Source organism: Streptomyces sp. VTCC 41912 (assembly GCF_045799175.1).
GTDB classification, from domain to species: domain Bacteria; phylum Actinomycetota; class Actinomycetes; order Streptomycetales; family Streptomycetaceae; genus Streptomyces; species Streptomyces albulus_C.
In genome coordinates this window covers 1-20,850 of record NZ_JBJMAB010000007.1, presented here as the reverse complement: position 1 = coordinate 20,850, position 20,850 = coordinate 1, and the positions used below count along the sequence as shown (strand labels likewise).

At 74.0% G+C, this 20,850-nt stretch carries 20 protein-coding genes and 1 pseudogene; 12 read left to right on the top strand and 9 right to left on the bottom strand.

All coding sequences use genetic code 11. The features are described 5' to 3' along the window. Positions 1-171 precede the first annotated feature (171 nt). Positions 172-2,388: an alpha/beta fold hydrolase gene (locus tag ACJ6WD_RS12895; RefSeq protein ID WP_407615808.1), complete on the top strand. Its 2,217-nt coding sequence runs from the start codon at positions 172-174 to the stop codon at positions 2,386-2,388. A 30-nt stretch (positions 2,389-2,418) separates the two neighbouring features. Here ACJ6WD_RS12895 and ACJ6WD_RS12890 read toward each other — a convergent pair whose 3' ends face one another. After that, positions 2,419-3,063 (bottom strand): cysteine hydrolase, encoded by a 645-nt coding sequence (locus ACJ6WD_RS12890; RefSeq protein WP_233659554.1) that lies wholly within the window; start codon positions 3,061-3,063, stop codon positions 2,419-2,421. A gap of 185 nt (positions 3,064-3,248) precedes the next feature. On the opposite strand from ACJ6WD_RS12890, the gene ACJ6WD_RS12885 reads away from it, so the two are divergent. From ACJ6WD_RS12885 to ACJ6WD_RS12875, 3 genes are all read left to right on the top strand, one after another. After that, positions 3,249-3,767 carry a pyridoxamine 5'-phosphate oxidase family protein gene (locus tag ACJ6WD_RS12885; protein WP_374206844.1) on the top strand — a complete coding sequence of 173 codons (519 nt, stop codon included), beginning with the start codon at positions 3,249-3,251 and terminating at the stop codon, positions 3,765-3,767. Positions 3,768-3,997: 230 nt separating this feature from the next. Further along, positions 3,998-5,503: an acyl-CoA synthetase gene (locus tag ACJ6WD_RS12880; protein WP_407615807.1), complete on the top strand. Its 1,506-nt coding sequence runs from the start codon at positions 3,998-4,000 to the stop codon at positions 5,501-5,503. After that, positions 5,496-6,914: a carboxyl transferase domain-containing protein gene (locus tag ACJ6WD_RS12875; protein WP_407615806.1), complete on the top strand. Its 1,419-nt coding sequence runs from the start codon at positions 5,496-5,498 to the stop codon at positions 6,912-6,914. Before ACJ6WD_RS12880 ends, ACJ6WD_RS12875 begins: the two co-directional genes overlap by 8 nt. 194 nt (positions 6,915-7,108) lie before the next feature. Here ACJ6WD_RS12875 and ACJ6WD_RS12870 read toward each other — a convergent pair whose 3' ends face one another. Beyond that, the gene (locus ACJ6WD_RS12870; RefSeq protein WP_407615805.1) at positions 7,109-8,086 is read right to left on the bottom strand and encodes a LysR family transcriptional regulator; all 978 of its coding nucleotides are present in this window, start codon (positions 8,084-8,086) and stop codon (positions 7,109-7,111) included. A gap of 75 nt (positions 8,087-8,161) precedes the next feature. Here ACJ6WD_RS12870 and ACJ6WD_RS12865 point away from each other — a divergent pair, with 75 nt between their 5' ends. Beyond that, on the top strand, positions 8,162-9,208 hold the full coding sequence (locus ACJ6WD_RS12865) for a DMT family transporter (RefSeq protein WP_407615804.1): 1,047 nt from the start codon (positions 8,162-8,164) through the stop codon (positions 9,206-9,208). A gap of 230 nt (positions 9,209-9,438) precedes the next feature. Here ACJ6WD_RS12865 and ACJ6WD_RS12860 read toward each other — a convergent pair whose 3' ends face one another. After that, entirely contained in the window at positions 9,439-10,770 is a 1,332-nt protein-coding gene (locus ACJ6WD_RS12860; protein ID WP_407615803.1) for an aminotransferase class I/II-fold pyridoxal phosphate-dependent enzyme, read from the bottom strand. A 35-nt stretch (positions 10,771-10,805) separates the two neighbouring features. Between ACJ6WD_RS12860 and ACJ6WD_RS12855 the strand changes: the two genes are divergently transcribed. Further along, positions 10,806-11,474 (top strand): pyridoxamine 5'-phosphate oxidase family protein, encoded by a 669-nt coding sequence (locus tag ACJ6WD_RS12855; RefSeq protein ID WP_407615802.1) that lies wholly within the window; start codon positions 10,806-10,808, stop codon positions 11,472-11,474. A gap of 9 nt (positions 11,475-11,483) precedes the next feature. Continuing rightward, a pseudogene (locus ACJ6WD_RS12850) lies at positions 11,484-11,588 on the top strand (FMN-binding negative transcriptional regulator); the annotation flags it as partial. A gap of 120 nt (positions 11,589-11,708) precedes the next feature. Here the strand turns inward: ACJ6WD_RS12850 and ACJ6WD_RS12845 are convergent. Next, entirely contained in the window at positions 11,709-12,725 is a 1,017-nt protein-coding gene (locus ACJ6WD_RS12845; protein ID WP_331250060.1) for an NAD(P)/FAD-dependent oxidoreductase, read from the bottom strand. 83 nt (positions 12,726-12,808) lie between these two features. On the opposite strand from ACJ6WD_RS12845, the gene ACJ6WD_RS12840 reads away from it, so the two are divergent. Next, a complete protein-coding gene (locus tag ACJ6WD_RS12840) occupies positions 12,809-13,423 on the top strand; it encodes a helix-turn-helix domain-containing protein (protein ID WP_016574442.1) in 615 nt (204 codons plus the stop codon). 36 nt (positions 13,424-13,459) lie between these two features. Here ACJ6WD_RS12840 and ACJ6WD_RS12835 read toward each other — a convergent pair whose 3' ends face one another. After that, on the bottom strand, positions 13,460-14,095 hold the full coding sequence (locus tag ACJ6WD_RS12835; protein ID WP_233659562.1) for a TetR/AcrR family transcriptional regulator: 636 nt from the start codon (positions 14,093-14,095) through the stop codon (positions 13,460-13,462). Positions 14,096-14,260: 165 nt separating this feature from the next. Here ACJ6WD_RS12835 and ACJ6WD_RS12830 point away from each other — a divergent pair, with 165 nt between their 5' ends. Next, entirely contained in the window at positions 14,261-15,064 is an 804-nt protein-coding gene (locus ACJ6WD_RS12830) for a hypothetical protein (protein ID WP_376557633.1), read from the top strand. On the opposite strand, the gene ACJ6WD_RS12825 is transcribed toward ACJ6WD_RS12830, so the two are convergent. From ACJ6WD_RS12825 to ACJ6WD_RS12815, 3 genes are all read right to left on the bottom strand, one after another. Beyond that, positions 15,061-16,020: a DMT family transporter gene (locus tag ACJ6WD_RS12825; RefSeq protein ID WP_407615801.1), complete on the bottom strand. Its 960-nt coding sequence runs from the start codon at positions 16,018-16,020 to the stop codon at positions 15,061-15,063. The genes ACJ6WD_RS12830 and ACJ6WD_RS12825 overlap by 4 nt on opposite strands. Before the next feature lie 177 nt (positions 16,021-16,197). Continuing rightward, on the bottom strand, positions 16,198-17,358 hold the full coding sequence (locus ACJ6WD_RS12820; protein ID WP_376447693.1) for a DMT family transporter: 1,161 nt from the start codon (positions 17,356-17,358) through the stop codon (positions 16,198-16,200). Between the two features lie 99 nt (positions 17,359-17,457). After that, positions 17,458-17,991 carry a Clp protease N-terminal domain-containing protein gene (locus ACJ6WD_RS12815; protein WP_407615800.1) on the bottom strand — a complete coding sequence of 178 codons (534 nt, stop codon included), beginning with the start codon at positions 17,989-17,991 and terminating at the stop codon, positions 17,458-17,460. A gap of 287 nt (positions 17,992-18,278) precedes the next feature. On the opposite strand from ACJ6WD_RS12815, the gene ACJ6WD_RS12810 reads away from it, so the two are divergent. Together ACJ6WD_RS12810 and ACJ6WD_RS12805 are read left to right on the top strand one after the other, a co-directional pair. After that, positions 18,279-18,551 (top strand): hypothetical protein, encoded by a 273-nt coding sequence (locus ACJ6WD_RS12810; RefSeq protein ID WP_407615799.1) that lies wholly within the window; start codon positions 18,279-18,281, stop codon positions 18,549-18,551. Positions 18,552-18,650: 99 nt separating this feature from the next. Next, positions 18,651-19,079, top strand: a complete 429-nt coding sequence (locus tag ACJ6WD_RS12805; protein WP_233659568.1) for an SRPBCC family protein — start codon at positions 18,651-18,653, stop codon at positions 19,077-19,079. A gap of 49 nt (positions 19,080-19,128) precedes the next feature. On the opposite strand, the gene ACJ6WD_RS12800 is transcribed toward ACJ6WD_RS12805, so the two are convergent. Continuing rightward, positions 19,129-19,755 (bottom strand): PadR family transcriptional regulator, encoded by a 627-nt coding sequence (locus ACJ6WD_RS12800; protein WP_407615798.1) that lies wholly within the window; start codon positions 19,753-19,755, stop codon positions 19,129-19,131. Positions 19,756-19,944: 189 nt separating this feature from the next. Between ACJ6WD_RS12800 and ACJ6WD_RS12795 the strand changes: the two genes are divergently transcribed. After that, positions 19,945-20,766: a PhzF family phenazine biosynthesis protein gene (locus tag ACJ6WD_RS12795; RefSeq protein WP_407615797.1), complete on the top strand. Its 822-nt coding sequence runs from the start codon at positions 19,945-19,947 to the stop codon at positions 20,764-20,766. Positions 20,767-20,850 lie beyond the last annotated feature (84 nt).

Below are 20,850 nucleotides of genomic sequence, written 5' to 3'. Positions count from 1 at the left end.
GCACCCGCCACTTCAGGCACACCAGGCTCACGGAGCGCGTCGGGCGATCCGGCGCACCACGAGCACGCAGCAAGCACTCCAGACAGTCAGCCCCGGTCAACGGGCCCGTAGCGGCGCTCCCGTCCCGGTCTGCGCCCACCGTCCCGTCCCACCCCTTGGAGGACGACCACCGTGAAACGACGAACCGACGACCTCGCCCGCACCCCCGGCGCCGACGCCAGCCCCGACACCGACACCGACACCGACACCGACACCGGCACCGGCACCGGCACCGGCACCGGGGACTCCGACCGCTTCCCCGAGCAGTTCGCGCGCACCCGGCGCTTCTCCCTCGGTGTGCCGCGGCAGTTCACGCTCTCGCCGGACGGGCGCCGGGCGCTGTTCGTGCGCACCGGGTCCGGCGACGATCCCGTAGGGCGGCTGTGGCAGTACGAGGCCGGAGAGGAAAGGCTGTTGGCCGATCCGGTGCTCCTGGTGGGCGGGGGTACGGAGGTCGTCCCCGAGGAGGAGCGGCTGCGGCGCGAGCGGGCCCGCGAGCGTTCCGTCGGGGTGGTGGGGTACGCGACCGACGCCGCGGTCGGGCTGGTGGCGTTCGCGCTGTCCGGCGCGCTGTGGGCGGTGCGGACGGACGGCGGTGCGCCGTTCGCCGTGCCGGCGGCCGGTCCGGTGGTCGATCCGCGGCCGTCGCCGGACGGACGGCACGTCGCCTACGTGAGCGGTCGCGCCCTGCACGTCGTCGCGCTGGACGGCGACGACCGGCAACTGGCCCGCCCGGAGGGCCCGGAGGTGTCCTACGGGCTCGCCGAGTACGTCGCCGCCGAGTCGATGGACCGTTCGCGCGGCTACTGGTGGGCGCCTGACGGCCGCGGCCTCCTGGTGGCGCGCGTCGACACCTCACCCGTGGCACGGCGCTACCTCAGCGATCCGGCGGACCCGAGCCGGCCGCCGCAGGTGATCCGCTACCCGTCGGCCGGCACCGCCAACGCGGAGGTGACGCTGCACCTGCTCTCCCTGGACGGCGGCCGCACCGAAGTGTCCTGGGACCGTGCGGCGTACGAGTACGTCGTCGACGCGGGTTGGGACGCGCACGGCCCGTTCGTGGCCGTGCAGAGCCGGGACCAGCGGGTCCTGCGGACGCTCGCGGTCGATCCGGCGAGCGGCGCCACCGAGGTGCGGCACGAGCGGACCGATCCCGCCTGGGTGGAGCTGGTGCCCGGCACTCCGGCCCGGACGGCCTCCGGTGCCCTGGTGCTCCCCGAGGACGACGGTGACACCCGCCGGCTGACCGTGGACGGGCGGCGGGTCACGCCCGAGGGGCTGCAACTGCGGGCGGTCCTGGGGGTCGAGGGCGAGCGGGTGCTGTTCACCGCGAGCGAGGACCCCACGGAGACGCACGTCTGGCGCCACGAGCCCGGTGTCGGGTGCCGTCGGCTGAGTGCGGAGCCCGGTGTATGGACCGGCACGTCACGCGGGGGGACGACCGTCCTGGCGGGGCTGACGCAGCAGGGCCACGCGGTGCACGTCCTCGGGGACGACGACGGACCGGTGCGGCGGTCCCCTGGGGCCATCGCCTCGCTCGCCGAGGAGCCTCTGGTCGTTCCCCGGCAGACGCACCTCCGCCTGGGCGAGCGCCAGTTGCGGGCGGTGCTGTACTTCCCGTCCTGGCACCGGCCGGGCACCGGGAAGCTGCCGGTGCTGCTCGACCCGTACGGCGGGCCGGCGTTGCAGCTCGCCGTACGGGCGCGGGGGTGGAGCGGTTGCGTGTCCCAGTGGTTCGCGGAGCAGGGGTTCGCGGTCCTGGTGGCGGACGGGCGGGGCACTCCGGGGCGGGGGCCGCGGTGGGAGAAGGCGGTGCACGGCGACCAGTTGGGGCCCGCGTTGGCCGACCAGGTGGACGCGTTGCGGGCGGCCGGGGAGCGCTTCGCGGACCTGGACCTGGGGAGGGTGGCGATCCGCGGCTGGTCGTTCGGCGGGTTCCTGGCCGCGGCGGCCGTGCTGCACCATCCGGACGTCTTCCACGCGGCGGTCGCCGGCGCCCCGCCCACCGACATGCGGCTGTACGACACCCACTGGAAGGAGCGGTTCCTGGGCCATCCCGCGGAGGTCCCGGAGAACTACGCGCGCTGCTCCCTGGTGGGCAAGGGCCACCTGCTGCGCCGCCCGCTGATGCTCGTCCACGGGCTGGCGGACGACAACGTCGCCGTGGCGCACACCCTGCGGTTCTCCGCGGAACTGCTGGCGGCGGGCCGACCGCACACCGTGCTGCCGCTGCCGGGCGCCACGCACCTGCCCGCCGACGACGCCGTCAACGCCAACCTGCTGCGCGCGCAACGGGACTTCCTCCAGGAGGCGCTGCCCGCCCCGGAGCACGGTGCGAGCGGTGGCTGAGCGCTGATCCGTGCCACTCCCGGCGCGTGATCAGCGGGCGCGTCGGGGGTGCCGCCAGCAGGCGAGGACGTCCTCGGTGGTCGTGACCGTGGCCACCAGGGACAGGGTGTTGCGGACCATCGCGGGAGTGTAGTCGGCGGGCACCCCCGCGATGGCGTCCGCCGGAACGACCGCGGTGTAGCCGAGGTTGACCGCGTCGAACACGGCGTTGGGGATCGCCACGTTCGCCGAGACCCCGGTGACGACCAGCGTGCGGCACCCGAGGTTGCGCAGCAGGGCGTCCACGTCGGTGCCGGCGAGCGGGGAGAGGCCGTGCAGCCTGCGCACCACCAGGTCCGCTTGCGACACCGGTATCGGGTCGGCGACGCGTACCGCGGTGGACCCGGTGGTCTGCCGCACCGGCAGCCGCTCGGCGGCGCGGAAGAGCCGGGCGTTGCGGCTGGCGCCGCGGCCGTCCGGGCGGCGTTCGGCGATCGCGTGCAGCACCTGGACACCGGCGTCGTGGGCCGCAGCCACCAGGTGGGCGATCCGCCGCAGCGCCCCCGAGGTGCGGGCGACGTCGGCGAGTTCCGGTAGGGCGCTGTCGGGGCCGACCACACCGCGCTGGCATTCGACGGTGAGCAGCACCGTCGTGGCCGGGTCCAGTTGCTCGACGAGCCGGCTGTCCGAAGGCATCGGCGTTCCCCTCTGCGGAAGGCCCGCTACGGATGGCGTCGCGGCGTGCGCGGGTTCGGGCGCGCGCCGGGGCGGCGGGCCGGGAGGCGCGAGGGTATCGACCATTGCGTTCGGCAGGAAGAGCCCCCATGATTTCTGGCACCCCATTTCTGACACTCCATCAGAAACGATGAAGGGCGGCGAGGATGACCGAGGCACCGCGCACGGCCGACACGCTCACGACTGCCGACCCACCCCCGGAGGCCACGCCCCAGCGCCGCGGCCGGCGGATCATGATGACCCCGACGGAGCTGGACGCCTTCCTGGCCGCGCAACGCACCTGCCGGGTCGCCACCGTCGGCCCGGACGGGACCCCGCACGTGGGCGCACTGTGGTTCGTCTGGGACGGGACGGCCCTCTGGCTGTACTCGATCACCCGCAGCAAGCGGTGGGCGCAGCTGCGCAAGGACCCGCGGATCGCGGTGGTCGTGGACGACGGGCAGGAGTACGGCGAACTGCGCGGCGTCGAACTCACCGGCCGCGCGGAACGCGTCGGCGAGGCACCGCGCACGGGCGAACCCTGCCCGGAACTGGAGGCTCCGGAAAGGTCGTTCGCGGAGAAGAACTTCGGCCTCGCACAGATGCCGCACGACGGGCGGCACGCCTGGCTGCGCCTGACGCCCGAGTCGGTGGTGTCCTGGGACTTCCGCAAGATCCCGAGCTGAGCGCACGGCACCCCGCCTCGCGCGGCCGCCGGGACGCCCGGACGCCCGGACGCAACACCCCGGCCCGCCGCGCGAGCCGAGTTATCCACAGGCGGACCGCGCGTCGATCACAACGTCGACGGTCTCTGCGAAAGTGGTCTTCGTCAGCCCGTTCCGCGCGGCGGCGCGTGCGGGATCGGGACAGCTCCGGCCCACCTGCGCCGGCAGCCGACACGACCGAAGGAGACCCGGTGAACGTGCTCTTCCCCGCCCTGCGCGACGGCTCGCCCACACCCGCGCTGCGCTTCGGCGACCGCGCCCTGGACTACGGCCAACTGGCCGCGGTGGCCGGCCCGCTCGCCGAGCGCATCGACCGCCTCACCCCGGGCGGCATGCCCCGGCTGGCGGTCTGGGCGACGCCGACGCTGGAGACGTCCGTGGCAGTGGTCGCCGCACTGCTCGCCGGCGTGGCCGCGGTACCGATCAATCCGAAGATCGGCGAGCGCGAGCTCACCCACATCGTGACGGACAGCGCCCCCGCTCTGGTCCTGGCCGAGCCAGGCACCACCCTGCCGGACCCCCTGGCCGCGCTCCCCCGCATCGACGTCGAAGCCACCCCGTCCGCCGACGCGCCGGTGCCCGGCCCGCTGCCCGTGGAGCCGGGCGACGAAGCCCCGGCACTGATCGTCTACACCTCCGGGACGACCGGCCCGCCCAAGGGCGTCGTCCTCCCCCGGCGCGCCCTTGCCCGGACCCTCGACGCGCTGGAGGACGCCTGGCAGTGGACGGCCGACGACGTACTGGTCCACGCCCTGCCGCTGTTCCACGTCCACGGCCTGATCCTCGGCGTCCTCGGCCCGCTGCGCCGCGGCGGCAGCGTGCACCACCTGGGCCGCTTCAGCACCGAGGCGGTCGCCCGCGAACTGTCCGCGGACGGCACGATGCTCTTCGGCGTCCCGACGATGTACCACCGACTCGCCCTCGACGCCGAGCAGAACCCCACCCTCGCCAAGGCCCTGGGCCGAGCCCGACTCCTGGTCTCCGGTTCCGCCGCGCTCCCCCTCACCGACCACCAGCGGCTCACCGCCGCCACCGGCCGCCGCGTGATCGAACGCTACGGCATGACCGAGACGCTGATGAACACCAGCGTCCGCGCGGACGGCCCCGACGCCACCGGCACGGTCGGCGTCCCCCTCCCCGGGGTCTACGTGCGCCTCGTCGACGACGCGGGCCAGGCCGTCGAGGAGAGCGACGGCGAAACGGTCGGCGAGATCCAGGTGCGGGGCCCCAACCTCTTCTCCGAGTACCTCAACCGCCCCGACGCCACCGCCGCGGCGTTCGACGGCGGCTGGTTCCGCACCGGCGACATGGCCGTACGGGACCCCGGCGGCAACTACCGGATCGTGGGCCGCAAGGCCACCGACCTCATCAAGAGCGGCGGCTACAAGATCGGCGCCGGCGAGATCGAGAACGCCCTGCTGGCCCACCCGGGAGTCGCCGAGGCAGCCGTCACCGGCGAGCCCGACGAGGACCTGGGCGAACGGATCGTCGCCTGGGTCGTGCCCGAAACCGGCGCCGACACCGGCCAGCCGCCCTCCGCCCAGGAGTTGGCCGACCACGTCGCCGGCCAACTGGCCCCACACAAGCGGCCACGCATCGTCCACTTCCTCGACGCCCTCCCCCGCAACGACATGGGCAAGATCCTCAAGCGGGACCTGCGCGCCGCGGCACCCCCGGCAGGAGCCGGCGATGCATGAGCAGCCACCGCGGGACGCGGCTCCCCCGCCCAGCCTCCGCCTGACGGCCCGCCAAGCCATCGCAGCCGTCACCGACACCGCCATTGAGCTCACCCCCGGCACCGCAGGCACCCCGCCCGCCCAGCTCCCCCCGCCCGACGGCCCGCTCGGCTGGCACGGCTACGACACCGCCCGGCAGCGCGCCCGCGACCGGACCGGCGAGGACGAGTCGGTGGTCACCGCGCTCGCCACCCTCGGCGGCGCCGAAGCAGTGGTGCTCGCCTTCGAGTTCGGCTTCCTCGGCGGTTCCCTCGGCGAACGCACCGGCGACCGGCTGGAGGCCGCCTACGCGAAGGCCCGCGAGCGCCGCCTCCCCCTCGTCTCCCTCATCGCCACCGGCGGCAGTCGGATGCAGGAAGGGATGCGGGCGCTGTCCCAACTCCAGCGGGTGGCCCGACAGTCGGCGCTGAACCGCGCCGCCGGGCTACCGCAGATCGCGGTGGTCCGCGACCCGACCACAGGCGGCGGATGGGCGACCCTGGGCGCCGGGGCCGATGTGATCCTCGCGCTCCCCAAGGCCCAGGTCGGCTTCGCCGGCTCACGGGTCCGCCCGCCGGACGCCGATCCGCACGCCTACTCCGCCGAGGGACAGTTCGCGGCCGGCCAGGTCGACGCCGTCGTCCCCGCCGACGCCCTCCGCACCACCCTCCGACGCTGGCTCCGTCTCCTCAACACCGCCGGCCCACCACCGACCGCACCACCCCGCCCGGCCCCCGTGCCCTTCGCCCTGGGCACCACCCACCTCCCGGAGACCGGTTGGGACGCGGTCGGCCGGGCCCGCGACACCGGGCGCCCCCGCGCCGAGGCGTACCTCCAGGCGTACTTCGACGACTGGGAGGAGATCAGCGGCGACCGGTGCGGCGGACGCGACCCCGGCATGCGCTGCGGATTCGGCCACCGCGACGGCCGCACCATCGCCTTCGCGGCCCAGTGCGGCACGGCAACCCGCCCGGCCGGATTCCGCACCGCGACCAGACTGATACGACTCGCGGACCGACTCGGCATCCCGGTCCTCACCCTCGTGGACACACCGGGCGCCGCCAACGACGCGGAGGCCGAGCGCGCCGGCGCCGGCGCGGCCATCGCCGACACGTTCGCCGCGCTCGCCGCCGCCCACGTCCCCGTCACCTCGCTCCTCATCGGCGAAGGCGGCTCGGGCGGCGCCCTGGCCCTGGCCGCCCCGAACCACCTGTGGGCCACCCCCGACAGCTATTTCTCCGTCATCGCCCCGGAAATGGCCGCCGCCATCCTCAAACGCGGCCCGGACGACATCCACCACACCGCCGACCAACTCCACATCCGCCCACAGGACTTGCTGGAACTGGGAATCATCCGAAACATCACCGAACCAGAGCCGGCCGGAGAGGGGTGAGGCGCGTCGCGGGGCGCGTGGGTCAGGGCAAGTCGGGATCGGGCGGGGCGGGGGCAGGCGGAACAAGGGCGCGGAAGGCGCGGGGAGGGGGAGGGCAGGGGGGAGGGGGCGGGGCGGGGGGAGAGGGAAAAGCCAGAGCAACATCCCTCACCCCCAACCCCACGCCCACCCCCTCACCCCTCACCCCTAACCCCTCACCCATCGCCCCCACCCCGAGGCCGACCACCCTCGCCCCCCGTCCCCGCCCCCGTCTCCGCCCCCGCGTCCATCGCCTCCACGGCCTCCCCCGCCTTCTGCAACGCCACCACGGCCGCCCGGATCGACGGCCTACGATCGGCGTCCGCCCGCCAGATGGCATAGACGTGCCGCCGCATGGGATGCCGCACGGGCACCACACTCACCCCGTCCGGAACCGGCCCACGCCCCAGCCGTGGCGCTACCGCGACGCCCAACCCCGCTGCGATCAGGGCGAGTTGGGTGTGGTGCTCCTCCGCCATGTGCGCGATGCGGGGTTCCACGCCCTTGCCGCGCAGGGTGAACACCAACCAGTCGTGGCAGAACTCCGCCTGCGGCCAGGAGATCCACTCGTCGTCCGCGAACTCCTCCAACTCCACGAACTGGCGCCCGGCCAAGGGATGGTCCGACGGCATGGCCACATCGGACGGATCGTCGAGCAACGGCGCCTTCGCCAACCCGTCGGGCAGCGACAACGGGCGGTTGTACCAGTCCAGTACGACGGCCACGTCGAGGTCGCCGCGCACCACGCCACGCACCGAATCGTCCGGCTCGATTTCCCGCAATCGTGGGCGGAGCTGTGGGTGTTCGGCACGCAGCGCGGCGAGCGCCGACGGGAACAGTCCGCGCGCCGCGGTCGGAAACGCCCCCATCCTCAACTCCCCCACCGGCTGACCGCGATGAGCCTCCAGGTCGGCCTGCGCCAGCTCCACCTGGGACAGGATCCGAGCCGCATGATCGGCCAGCAGGCGGCCGGCATCGGTCAGCCGGATCCCTCGCCCGTTCTTCGCCAGCAGTTGCTGCCCCGTCTCGCGTTCCAGCTTGGCGATCTGCTGGGAGACCGCCGAGGTCGTCACGTGCAGCCCTTCGGCGGCCGCACTGACCGAACCGTGTCGGGCGATCGCGGACAGCGTCCGCAGTCGATCAAGGTTCAACATATAAGCAATGCTAAGCGGTATCTGCCATTAATTCTCGCTTGTGCTAAGAATTTGAATCCCGGCATCTTAGATGCCATGAGCACCACCGACGCGCCCGCCGCGCCCCCCACCTCCCCCGATGTATCGGCACCCGGCCTCGCCCCCAGCCCCACACCCGCACCCGCACCCGCACCCGCACCCACATCAACCACCTCACCCACCAGCACGTCGGCCGTCACCCCCTCCCAGGACCGGCCCGCACGCCGCACGGTCGCCTGGCGGTTCCGCTTCGCCGTCCTCTGCCTGGTCTGGGGCTTCAGCTTCCTGTTCATCAAGGTGGGCACCGAGGGGTTCGCCCCGCTACAGGTCACGCTGGGCCGAGTGGCGTTCGGCGCGCTGGTGCTGCTGGTGTTCCTCGCGATCAAGCGGGAACGGCTCCCGCGCTCGGCCCGGACCTGGGGCCATCTCACGGTCGCCGCGTTCCTGCTCAACGCGCTTCCGTTCTCGCTCTTCGCCTACTCCGAGCTGACGATCCCCTCGACCCTGGCCAGCATCTGCAACGCCACCTCGCCGCTGTGGGGCATGGCGCTGTCGGTCGTGGCCCTCTCGGAGGACCGGCCCACCCGCCGCCGCGTCGCCGGGCTCGGCATCGGCTTCCTCGGCGTGCTCACCGTCCTCGGCGCCTGGCAGGGCTTCTCCGGCACCGACCTCACGGGCACCGCCATGGCGCTGGGCGCCTCGCTCAGCTACCCCGTCGGCTGGATCTACGTCCGCCGCACCCTCGCCCGGGACCAGCACTCGCACCTCGCCATGTCCAGCGCGCAACTGCTGCTCGCCACGGCCCAACTCGCGGTGGTCACGGCGCTGTTCACGCCGCTGCCGACGTCGTTCCCGCTCGTCCCCCTGCTCGCCGTCTTCGCCCTGGGCGCCCTGGGCACCGGCGTCGCCTTCCTCCTCCAGTACGGGCTGGTCGCGGAGGTCGGGCCGACCACCGCGCAGATGGTCACCTACTTCATCCCCGTCATCGCCACCGCGTCCGGCGTGGCGCTCCTCAACGAGCACCTCACCTGGAACACCCCGCTGGGCGCCCTCATCGTCCTGGCCGGCGCCGCCCTCACCCAGAGCAAGCCCCGCACCCCGTAGTCGTAGTAGCCCCCGCGACCACCCCGCTCCCGGCCCCACCGCGAGCCCGCGCCAAGGCCCCAGCCGACGGCGAGCCGGCAGCCCCACCGAAGCCGCCGACGCGCACCCCCGCCCCGAGACCCTCAGGGCCTGCCGCTCCCCGAGCCCAGCGCCACGCCGGCCCCCTCGGCACTCGCCCGCCCAACCCACCTCATGGGACCAATCACCCGCCCCTCACCCCCCGGACGCCCTCACTCATACCTCCGCGCCTCCCGCACCCCCGTGGCCTCGGCGACCGCGTCAGCCAGGGAGTTGATGTCGGCGGCGGTGAGGCCGGAGACGGTGATGCGGATGCCTTGTGGGGACTGCATGCGGAAGCGGGCGCCGGGGGCGACGGCCCAGCCGGCGTGCACGAGCAGGGCCACCGCGGTGGTCTCGTCCGGGACCGGTACCCAGACGTTCATCCCGCTGCGGCCGCGCGCCGGCACTCCGCGTTCCGCGAGGGCGCTCATCAGGGCGTCGCGTCGCTCGCCGTACGCGGCCGCAACGGCCTTGGGGTCGATGGCGGACGTTCGCCAGAGGTGGACGACCGCGTGTTGGATCAGGTGGCTGACCCAGCCCGGTCCGAGGCGTTGCCGGCCGCGGACGCGGTCGATGGTGACGGAGTCGCCGGTGAGGGCCGCGAGGCGCAGGTCGGGCCCGTATGCCTTGGCCGTGGAGCGGATGAGCACCCAGTGGTCGGTGACGCCGGAGAGCGGGTGCAGTGGCAGGTCGACTATGCCGTGACCGTGGTCGTCCTCGATGAGGAGCACCGCGGGGTGCCGGGCCAGCAGGGCGCGGAGTTCGGCGGCGCGGGTGGCGCTGACCGCGGCGCCGGTGGGGTTCTGCGCGCGGTCGGTGACGACGACGGCGCGCGCTCCGCCGTTGAGCGCAGCCGCCAGGCGTTCGGGGATCGGTCCGTCGTCGTCCACGCCGACGGGTACGGGGCGCAGTCCGAGGGCGGGGATGAGGTCGAGCAGGCTGCCCCAGCCGGGGTCCTCGACCGCCACGGAGTCTCCGGGCCGTAGGTGTGCGGCGAGGACGCGCTCGATGGCGTCGAGCGATCCGCTGGCGACGGCGAGGGGGCCGTCCGGCACGCCGTCGCGGGTGAAGGCCGCGCGGGCGAGCGCTTCGAGGTCGTCGTCGATGGCGGGCATGCCGTAGAGGGCGGGGCGTCGGGCGTTGCGGGCGGCGGCCTCGACCAGGGCCTGCTCCAGCGGGGGCAGCAGGGCGGGGTCGGGGTTGCCGTCGGCGACGTTGCGTACGCCGGCCGGTGCGACTGCTCGCAGTGCCTCGCGCGGGGTGGTGGCGGGCCGGGGGCGGACGCGGCTGCCGCGTCGACCTGACGTTTCGATCACTCCGCGGTCGCGCAGCGTGCGGTACGCGGCCGCGACGGTGTTGGGGTTCACCTCCAGATGGAGCGCCAACTCCCTGAGCGGGGGCAGCACTTCGCCTGGTTGGAGGTCGCCGGCACCGATGGCTCGCTCCACGCTTGCGGCAATCTCCGATGCGCGCCGCCCTTCGATCCGATACTCTCCTAGCACAAAGTTGATTATGTACTAGTGCAATGGAGTTCGCAATGGCTGAGGGAAAGTCGTTCGCCGCGACGGAGCGCACCGTCCCCACCCGGGCCCGGGAGCGCGCCAGCTATGACGAGGCGACGGTGCACGCGATCCTCGACGAGGGCTACGTCTGCCACCTCGGCTTCGTGCGCGACGGCGCGCCGGTCGTCCTGCCGACGCTGTACGGCCGGGTCGGCGACCGCCTCTACGTGCACGGCTCGACCGGCTCCCGCCCGCTGCGGATGGCCGGTGGGCGGAGCGCGGACCCCGGCCTCGCGGTCTGCGTCACGGTGACCCACGTCGACGGCCTGGTCCTCGCCAGGTCCGCGTTCCACCACTCCATCAACTACCGCAGCGTCGTCGTCCACGGCACCGCCCACCAGGTCACCGACGAGGACGAGAAGAAGTCCGCCCTGGACGCCCTCGTCGATCACGTCCTGCCCGGTCGCGCCGCGGACTCCCGGCCCGCCAACGCCAAGGAGCTGGCCGCCACCGCCGTGCTCCGCCTCGATCTGCGCGAGGTCTCCGCGAAGGTCCGCACCGGCGGCCCCAACGACGAGCCCGAGGACCTCGCACTCCCCCACTGGAGCGGCGTCCTGCCCGTGGCCGCCGCGTACGGCGCGCCGATAGCGGCCGACGACCTCGCCCCCACCATCGCCGCGCCGGACTACCTCTCCGCCCGCTGAGGAACGCCGATGCTCATCCACCCTTGGGACGCGCCCACCGACGACGCCGAGTGGCAGGAGTGGCTCGCCGCCCACGACTTCGGGCAGCTCGCGGTCAACGGCGCCGCCGGTGAGGGGATGACGGGCCAGGGGTAGGCGTCCTCCCCCGGCCGACGGGCCGCGACGACGAACCGCGGAACCGGAGTTCCAGTGCCCCACGGCCAGGGACGCCGTCCGACGGCTGGCGCCGACGGTTCAGCGACCGGTCCCCGTCCGTGCCCGCTGCTCCGCCACCGCCCGCTCGACCTCCTCCGTCACCAGGTCGAGGTTGAGGGCGAAGGCGGCGGCCGCGCCCATTCCGGCGGCCGTCACCACCTGCGCCCGCGGATCGACCACGTTGCCCGCGGCCCACACCCCGGGTACGTCGGTCCGGCCCGCGGCGTCGGTGATCACCCAGCCGGCTTCGTCGCGCGCGCAGCCCAGTGCGGTGAGCAGGGCGTCGTGCGGCACCATCCGGGGCTGCACGAAGACCGCGGTGCGCGGCACGACGCGCCCGTCGGCCAGTTCGACGCCGCGCAGCCGGTCGTCCTCGGTCAGCAGGCGGGCGACGGTGCCCCCGACGATCCGCACGCCGCGTGCCGTGAGCCGCTCGCGTTCGTCGTCGGTCGGTTCGCCGTGGTGCGGGAACAGCACGACGTCGGGCGACCACTGCCGCAGCAGCAGTGCGTGGTGGACCGCGCCGGGGCCGGTGCCGAGCACGCCGAGCGGCTGGTCACGGACCTCGTAGCCGTGGCAGTAGGGGCAGTGCAGCAGGTCCCGGCCCCAGCGTTCCCGTAGGCCGGGGATGTCGGGGAGTTCGTCGCGCAGGCCGGTGGCCACCAGGACGCGGCGGGCGCGGAGTTCGGGCCCGTCGGCGAGGCGTACGCCGAGGGCCGGGGTGATCTCGTCGACCCGGCCGGTGAGCAGTGCGGCTCCGTAGGTGGCGAGTTCGGCGCGGCCGACCTCCAGGAGGGCGGTCGGTGGCATGCCGTCCCGGGAGAGGAAGCCGTGCATCCGGTCGGCCGGTGCGTTGCGGGGCGCGCCGCCGTCGATCACCACCACCCGGCGCCGGGCGCGGGCCAGCACCAGGGCCGCGTTCAGTCCGGCCGCGCCGGCTCCGACGACCACGACGTCCCATTCCCCCTCGCGGCCCGGATGGTCGGCGTGCTGCGCGGGGGCGCGGTGCCCGGGGTCCTGCGCCCCGTCGTCGGGGCCGTTGTTCGTCTCGCTCATCGCGATCACCTCCGCTCGCAGCGTGCGCGATGCATCGCAGGAACAGCAATCCTTGTTGCCGAAACCGGGAACGCTGCGGTGCAATGGGCGGTGTGGAGAACTCAGCTGCCATTTCCCAGGCCCTCGCCGAGGTCGGTCCGCGTCTGAAGCGGTTGCGGACGGAGCAGGGCGTCACGTTGTCCGCGTTGGCGGAGGCCACCGGGATTTCCAAGAGCACCTTGTCCCGTCTGGAGTCCGGGCAGCGCCGTCCGAGTCTGGAGTTGTTGCTGCCGATCGCGCAGGCGCACCAGGTGCCGTTGGACGAGTTGGTCGGGGCTCCGGAGGTGGGGGATCCGCGGGTCCGGCTCAAACCGCGGCACCTGCACGGCGCCACGGTGCTGCCGCTGACCCGTCACCCGGGTCCGCTGCAGACGTTCAAGATGGTCATTCCGCCGCACCGGAGCACGCCCGATCCCTGTACGCACGAGGGGTACGAGTGGCTGTACGTGCTGGCCGGGCGGCTGCGACTGGTGTTGGCCGACCGTGATCTGGTCATGGGGGCGGGCGAGGCGGCGGAGTTCGACACCCGGTTGCCGCACTGGTTCGGGAGTACCGGCGAGGGGCCGGTGGAGGTGCTCAGCCTCTTCGGTCGGCAGGGGGAGCGGATGCACGTGCGGGCCAAGCCCCGGTCGCGCGGGGCGGATGCGGACGACCGCTGATCCGACGGGTGCCGGATCCGTCCTGGGGTGGTGCGGTCACGCCCGTGGCGGGTGTGCGTCGAGCGGTGGGGCCTGGAGGAAGCGCTGGAGGATCAGGCGGAGGACCGGGAGCTGTTCCGCGGGGCGGAACGCCGGATCGGTGGCCGCGCTGGTGTAGAGCGAGCCGATCAGGGCGAGCACCCAGGCGGCGGCGTCGTGCGGATCGAGTGCGGGGTCGATCTGGCCGGCGGCGGCGGCCTTGGCGAGCAGGGTCGCGACGGCGGTGTGCTCCTGGGCGTTGTCCCGGCCGAGCAGGGCGTCGAGTTCGGGGTCGCGGTGGGCCTGCACGACGGCTTCCATGACCAGCGCCGGGGCGACGGGGTTCATGGCGTCGGCGGTGAGGAGTTCCACGACGTCCAGGAGGGCCGCCCAGGGGTCGTCGCTCGCCTGGGCCCGGGCGAGCCGCTCGGCCTTGCTCTCGCCGTCGTCCGCACCGTCGTCCTCGAAGAGGGCGTGGAAGAGGGCGCGCTTGTTGGGGAAGTAGTGGAAGAGGTTGCCGGAACTCATGCCGGCCGCCTTGCAGATCTCCGCCGTGGTGGTGCGCTCGAAGCCCTTGGCGGCGAAGAGTTGGGCCGCGGCGTGCAGGATGTACTGACGCCGGGCCCGGTGCTTGGCCGGGTCGACCTTCCTCATGCCGCTGTCGCCTCTCTCCCGTGACGTGCGCGTCCGGATCGCTGCGCCCGGTGGCCCGTTGCCGTCGCGCGGGGCGCCCGGACCGGCCACGGTCGCAATAATAGACCGCGTACTCGGTTTATTATTGCGGGGCACGGTCCACGTTCCGCACAGGGGGATCCGCTCATGGACATCGAGAAGCCGCAGCCCACCGGGCGCCCCGAGGGCCCCGGCCCGCAGTCCGGGCAGCCGACCCCGCCCACGGTCCTTGCCGACCCGCCCGCGCTCGTGGTCGCCGTCTGCGTGGCGTTCGCGGCGGCCGGTGCCGGCCTCGGGTGGCTCGTGCGGCTGCTGGCGAAGTGGCTGGTGACGCTGGAGCACGCGCCCTGGCAGGGCCCGGCCAGGCTGTTGACCGCGATCCCGGAGCCCTGGCTGACGATCGGCCTGCTGACGGTGGGCGCGGCGGTCGGCCTGGCGGTGGCGCTGTTCGGACAGCACGACGAACTCGCCGTCACGGTCGCCGACGACGAGGTGGTCCTCACCCGGCGGGCGAAGCCGGTCGCCCTCCCGCGCGCGACGGTCCACCTGGCGTTCCGGGACCGCAAGGAGTTGGTCCTGCTCGGTCGGGACTCCGCCGAACTCGCGCGGGAGGGCTGCACCCTGGACGCCGAGCGGCTGGCCGGGGCCTTTCGCGCGCACGGCTACGCCTGGGCGGACGGCGATCCGCACGACGACGAGTTCCGGCGCTGGGTCCCCGACACCCCGAATCTGCCGGTCGGCGCGAATGCCCTGTTCACCGCGCGCGAGCGGGCCCTCGGCAAGTCGGACACGGCCGACGACGCCCGCGAACTGCGGGCCGAACTCGCCCGGCTGGGCGTCGTCGTCCGGGACAAGGACAAGCGGCAGTTCTGGCGGCTGGTCCCGCAGGACCAGCCGCCCCGCGACCAGGGCTCATCCGACCCCGCCCCCGACCCCGCGGAAGCGCCCTAGCCGACTCGGCGGCCGCCGCCGCGCGCCTCGGTCACGGCGAGCGCCGCGACGGCCGTGAGCAGCACGGCGGTGCCGACCGCCGTCGCCGTGGTGAGCCGCTCGCCGAGGAACAGCACCGCGAGGGCCGCCGCCGACACCGGTTCGATCAGGGAGAGCACGGAGGCGGTCGCGGCCCGGACGACGGCCAGTCCGGCGAAGTACAGGCCGTAGGCGAGGGCCGTCGGGACGGCGGCGATGTAGCCGAGCAGGACCAGGCTGCGGCCCAGGTCGTGCAGGTGCGGCCACAGGCCCTCGACCGCGGCGAGCGGCAGCAGGCACAGCGCCCCGACCGCGAACGCGCTGAGGGTCGAGGCGTACGGGTCGCTGCCGCCGCCCCGGCCGAAGCGGCGGGTGGCGAGGGTCATCACCGCGCAGGCGGCCGCGGAGAGCAGGGCGTAGCCGACACCGAGCGGGCGGACGGTGGCGGCGCCGGCACCGCCGAGGACGAGGATCAGCAGCCCGCCGAGCGCCCCGCCGACGGCCAACGCCCCGCCGGCGCCGAGCCGTTCGCCCATGGTCAGGCGCGCCCCGACGGCGATGAGGACGGGGCCGGCGCCCATGGTGATGACGGTGCCGACGGCCAGACCGGTGGTCTCGACGGCGGCGAAGTAGGCGGCCTGGAAGGCGGCGAGGGCGATGCCGGTGACCGCGACCCGCACCGCGCGGCGACGCGACGGTTCGGCCGGAAGTCGGCCGGCGTCGGCGGCGCGGGTGCGGTTGCGGCGCACCGCGCGTACGGCGAGCAGGAGCAGCAGGCCGCCGAAGGTGCGCCAGAAGGTGAGGGCGAGGGGGCCGAGTCCGCTGCCGCGGTAGAGGAGGGCGGCGGCCGCGCCGGCGGTGCCCCAGGCGGTGGCGGCGAGCGAGACGTAGGCGAGTCCGCGGCCCACGGGCAGGGCGGAGTGGGGTGTGCTGTGCATGGGAGGTGTGCTCCGGGAAATCCAGGACGGCGCGGTGCGCCGCGGTGTGGTCGCGTGATCCCGTGTGCGGGCAGCGTCGACCGGCTCGGGAGTTGCCCGGGCCGGGATTTCCTGGGTGGCCGCCGCCCGCCTTACGCGGCGGGAGGGGGCAGCACGGTCGAATGCACGATCGTCAGCCTATGTGGCGGGGGAACCGGTCGACAAGCCGTCGCCGGCGGGTGCCGCGGCGTCGTCGTTCCGCGGCCCGTTGCGGGTCTCCTCGGCGTCCTTGGAGGGCGTTCCGCCGCTGGCCACGGTGCGGGTGCCGGTCTTCCCCGGCTCGCTGTGCGGTTTGGCCGACTGGGCGATGAACGCGCCGATCAGGACGACCGCGCCGCCGGCGATCTGCGGCGCGGAGAGGTGTTCGCCGAGCAGGACCCAGGCGAGCACCGTGGCGATCACCGCTTCCAGGCAGGCGACGACCCCGGCGACCTGCGGGGAGAGCCGTCGGATCGACACCACGCCGGTGAGGTAGGCGGTGACGGTGGCGACCAGCACGATCCAGGCCAGGAGCAGCAGGGCCGGCACCTGGGTGCCGTTCATGTCGGCGGTGCCGCCCAGCACCGACCAGTGCATGCCCCAGGGGCGGGCGATGACGGTGAGGACGACCGCGCCGATCAACAGTCCGTAGGCGATGACGCCCAGGGGGTCCGGCGCCGTGCCGTCGGCGCCGTCGCCGCCGTGGTCCGAGAGGACGAAGTAGCCGACCTGGCAGCAGGCCGCGGCCAGCGCGAGGGCGAGCCCGACGGCGTCGAAGGTGAGACCGCTCCACACCTCGACGACGCAGGCCAGACCGCCGACGGCCAGCACGACGCCGACGGCGGCGGCGCGGGTGACGGGGCGCTTCTGCACGAAGCGCACCCAGCCGAGGACCAGGGCGGGGGCGAGGTACTCGATGAGCAGTGCGACGCCCACGGGGATGCGGGAGAGCGCGGCGAAGTAGCAGGCCTGGACGCCGGCGACGGCCAGCAGTCCGAAGCCGGCGAGCAGTGCCGGCCGGCGGCGGGGCAGGTCCCGGTGGCGCCAGGCGACCGGGAGCATGACCAGCGCGGCGCCGGTGACGCGCAGCCAGGTCACGTGCAGCGGTTCGAGGCCGGCGGTTATCAGGGGCTTGGCCGCGACTCCGGAGCCGCCGAAGGCCAGCGCGGAGAGCAGGGCGAGGCCGAGCCCGGCGCCGCGTCCGGTGCGCCGGCCGCCGGCCGGGCCGGGAGTGACGGACTGCTGGGTCCCGCTGGGCCCGGACGTTCCCGGGCCCGGGCCGGTCGTGTGAGCCGCCGGGCTCCCCGATGAGGCGTGCATCGGGTCATCATGACAGCCGGCGTCAGCAGCGTCACCCCCCAAATCTCCTGTCTCACCAGGCGAAACGCGGTCGGGGCGGGGTGCTGCGCGACGCCCTGGTCAGTCCGGGCCCGGGCGCTGCTCGCCGTCGAGTCGGGCTGCGAGCCGGGTGGTGTCGACGGAGGCGCGGCGCAGGACCTCGACGGCCCGGGATTCGGGGTCGTCGACCAGCGCGGCGAGCAGGTCGAGGCAGTCGGCGCGGGTGGCGTAGCGGGCGTGCGCGCGGTCGAGGGCGCCGTCCATCGCGGCGGCCGCGGCGGGCGACCAGCCGGGGACGCCGCCCTCGGCGACCACGGGGACCGCCCCGGAGTCCTCGACGGTGCCGTGCCACTGGAGGCCGTAGCCGATGCTGCGTTGGACGAGGTAGCCGAGCAGTCGGGCGACCTGGTGGCCGCCGTCGAAGACCTCGCGGACCGCGGGGTCCCACTCCAGCAGCCCGTGCAGCAGGTGCGCGGTGTCGACGTGGCAGTCGCCGTCGCGGGTGGCCCGCCTGCGGGCAGCGGAAACGACCGACGCCAGCTCCACGGTGAGCTGACTGTCCGGGGCTTCCTGGGCGGGGCGTTCCCCGCCGCTGTACGCAGTACGGTTTTGCACAGCCCCACCCCACCAGTCCTGTAAGGCCGGAGCATCCCCGGCGGGAAGCATTTGCACATCCCACCGTGGTTGGGGAGGCCGACACACGATCTCATCCTTACGGAGGATATGCGGAGAGATCATGAAGGTCGGGCATCCCACCACAAACGGTCGCACCCCTGTTCGCCCGACCCGACATCGGCGGGCCCGCGACGGCAACCGACGACCGGCGTCCGCTCGTCCCTTCCCCATAGAACCCACCCACCGTCACAGCCACCCACCCACTGGACCTGCCCGCACTGCCGGTCGTGGAGTTCAGCCGCTACCGGAGCCGCCCGGACGACCCGCGCTTCGAGGGGCCCCAGAGCCTGCTGGCGCGGAAGTGGGCGCCGCTGCTGCGCCACGCGGGCCGGCGGCCGTTCGCCTGGGTCGACGACGTGATGCCGGACGGACTGGTGCGGTGCAGTCGTCGACGGCCGGACCGGCTGCTGCTACCGGTGGATCCGGCACGGGGGCTGCGCCGGCACCACGTGGACCGACTGCTGGCCTGCCCGCCGCGGCCGGCCATCACCCGGAGCTGACGATCCATCAGCGAAGTCGGTCCGTCGCTCTTGAACCTTCGCCGCCCTGCGGCTACGTTCCGCGCACCAGCCAGGACACCGTCACCGAAGGGTGCTCGCCTGGCCGATGTCACCGCCCAGGCCCGGATCGAGGCACCGGCCGAGAAGGTCTGGGACCGCCTCGCCGACTTCGACTCCTACGGACAGTGGAACGCCACCCACACCAACTTCCCGCACGGCGGCCCGCACCCCCTCCGAGCGGGCGCGACCTACGAGGAGAACATGAAGCTCATGGGCTTCCCCGCGGAGGTGAGCTGGACCGTCCAGGAACTGGAACCGGGCCGGCTGCTCGCCGTCAAGGGCAAGGGCCCGATGGGCGTCCACCTCGCCATGCGCTACCAGTTGACCCCCGACGGCGGGGCCACCACGGTCCGGATCGACGGGACCTTCACCGGCGCCGCGGTCTCCTTGATGGCGGCCAAGCTGAAGGACTCGGCGAGCACCGCGCTGGAGGAGTCCCTGCGCAAGCTCGCCGGCCTGGTGACCTGAGCGCCCGGGGCGGCGGCGCCCCTCGGCACCGCCGCCCCGACCGACCGCCTCAGTCCTCCTCGGCGAGGATCAGGTACAGCTCCTTGCGGGCCTTGTTGACCACCGCCATGGCCTTCTCCCGCTGCTCGGGGCTGCCGGTGGCCCACACCTGGCGGAACGCCTCGACCAGGCCGCCGCCCGCCTTCCGTATCTCGTTCATGGCCTCCCAGTCGACGCCGCGGCCGGCGTCCTCCCAGGGGGCGTCGGAGCCGCCGTCGGCCTCGGCGCGACCGGCCTCGGTCAGCGAGAACAGCTTCTTGCCGCCCTCGCTGGAGCTGACGATCAGCCCCTCGTCCTCCAGCAGTTGGAGGGTGGGGTAGACCGAACCCGGGCTGGGCTTCCACGCCCCGCCGCTGCGCTCGGCGATCTCCTGGATCATCTCGTACCCGTGCATCGGGCGGTCCTTGAGCAGCGCCAGTATCGAGGCGCGCACGTCGCCGCGCCGGGCCCGGCCCCGCGGCCCGCCGCGCCCCCGACCGCCTCCGAAGGGCGGCCCCCCGAACGGCGGGCCGAATCCGCCGAAGGCCGCCCGCCGCCGCTCGAAGCCGCCGCCGAAGTCGCCGCGGCCGCCGTGACGGCCGGGGCCGCCGTGCTCGTGACGGTGCCCGGGGCCGTACTCGTATCCCTGGGAACGCATGGTGACGTCCCCCCTTTCCTCATCGAGGGTGCTTCACGCACGTACTATCGTCCACAATCGTTGACCGATCGCGATGCGTCAAAGATATATCGGAAGCGTTCGGCGAACAAGAGCCCCTCGCGCTTTCCGGGGCCAGTTCCCGAAGATTGGCCGTGGCCTGCGACTTTGCGCCGCACCTACGCTCCGGCCATGAGGATCCGCATCGTCGACGCCTTCTCCGAGCGCCCGTTCGCCGGCAATCCCGCCGGGGTCGTCCTGCTCGACTCCGCCGCGTTCCCCGAGGACGCCTGGCTCCAGCACGTGGCCGCCGAGGTCAATCTCTCCGAAACCGCCTTCGCCCACCCGCTGCCCCCGGGCGGCGACGCCGACTGGGCGCTGCGCTGGCTCACCCCCGCCACCGAGGTCGACATGTGCGGGCACGCCACCCTGGCCACCGCACACGTCCTGCACACCACGGGCACGGCCACCGGGACGGTGCGCTTCCGCACCCGCAGCGGCGTGCTGATCACCACGGCGGACGACGACGGTTCGCTCACCATGGACTTCCCCACCGCCCCGCTGACCCCGACGGACGTGCCGGACGCCGTCGCCCGGGCGCTCGGAGTCGAGATCCGCTCCGCCCACGACACCGGCCCCCACGTCGGCGACCTCCTGGTCGAGCTGGCCGACGAGAAGGCCGTCCACGGCCTCGCACCGGACTTCGCCCTGCTCGCCCGGCACGGCGGTCGCGGCGTGATCGCCACCGCCCGCGCCGAAGACCCCACCGGCGGCTACGACTTCGTCTCCCGCGGCTTCTTCCCCGCCGTCGGCGTCGACGAGGACCCGGTGACCGGCAGCGCGCACACCGCGCTCGCCCCCTTCTGGTCGGCGCGCCTGGGCCGCGAGGCCCTGGTCGGCCGTCAGGGCGGCGCGCGGACCGGAAACGTGCGGACCGTGCTGCGCGGCGACCGCACCCTGCTGACCGGCTCGGCGGTGACCGTCATCGACGGCGAGCTGCTCGCCGCCCCCTGACGGCGCTCCCGAAACGGTGCGGGGCGGGGGCCACCCGGCCCCCCCCCCCCCCCCCCCCCCCCCCCCCCCCCCCCCCGGGGGGCC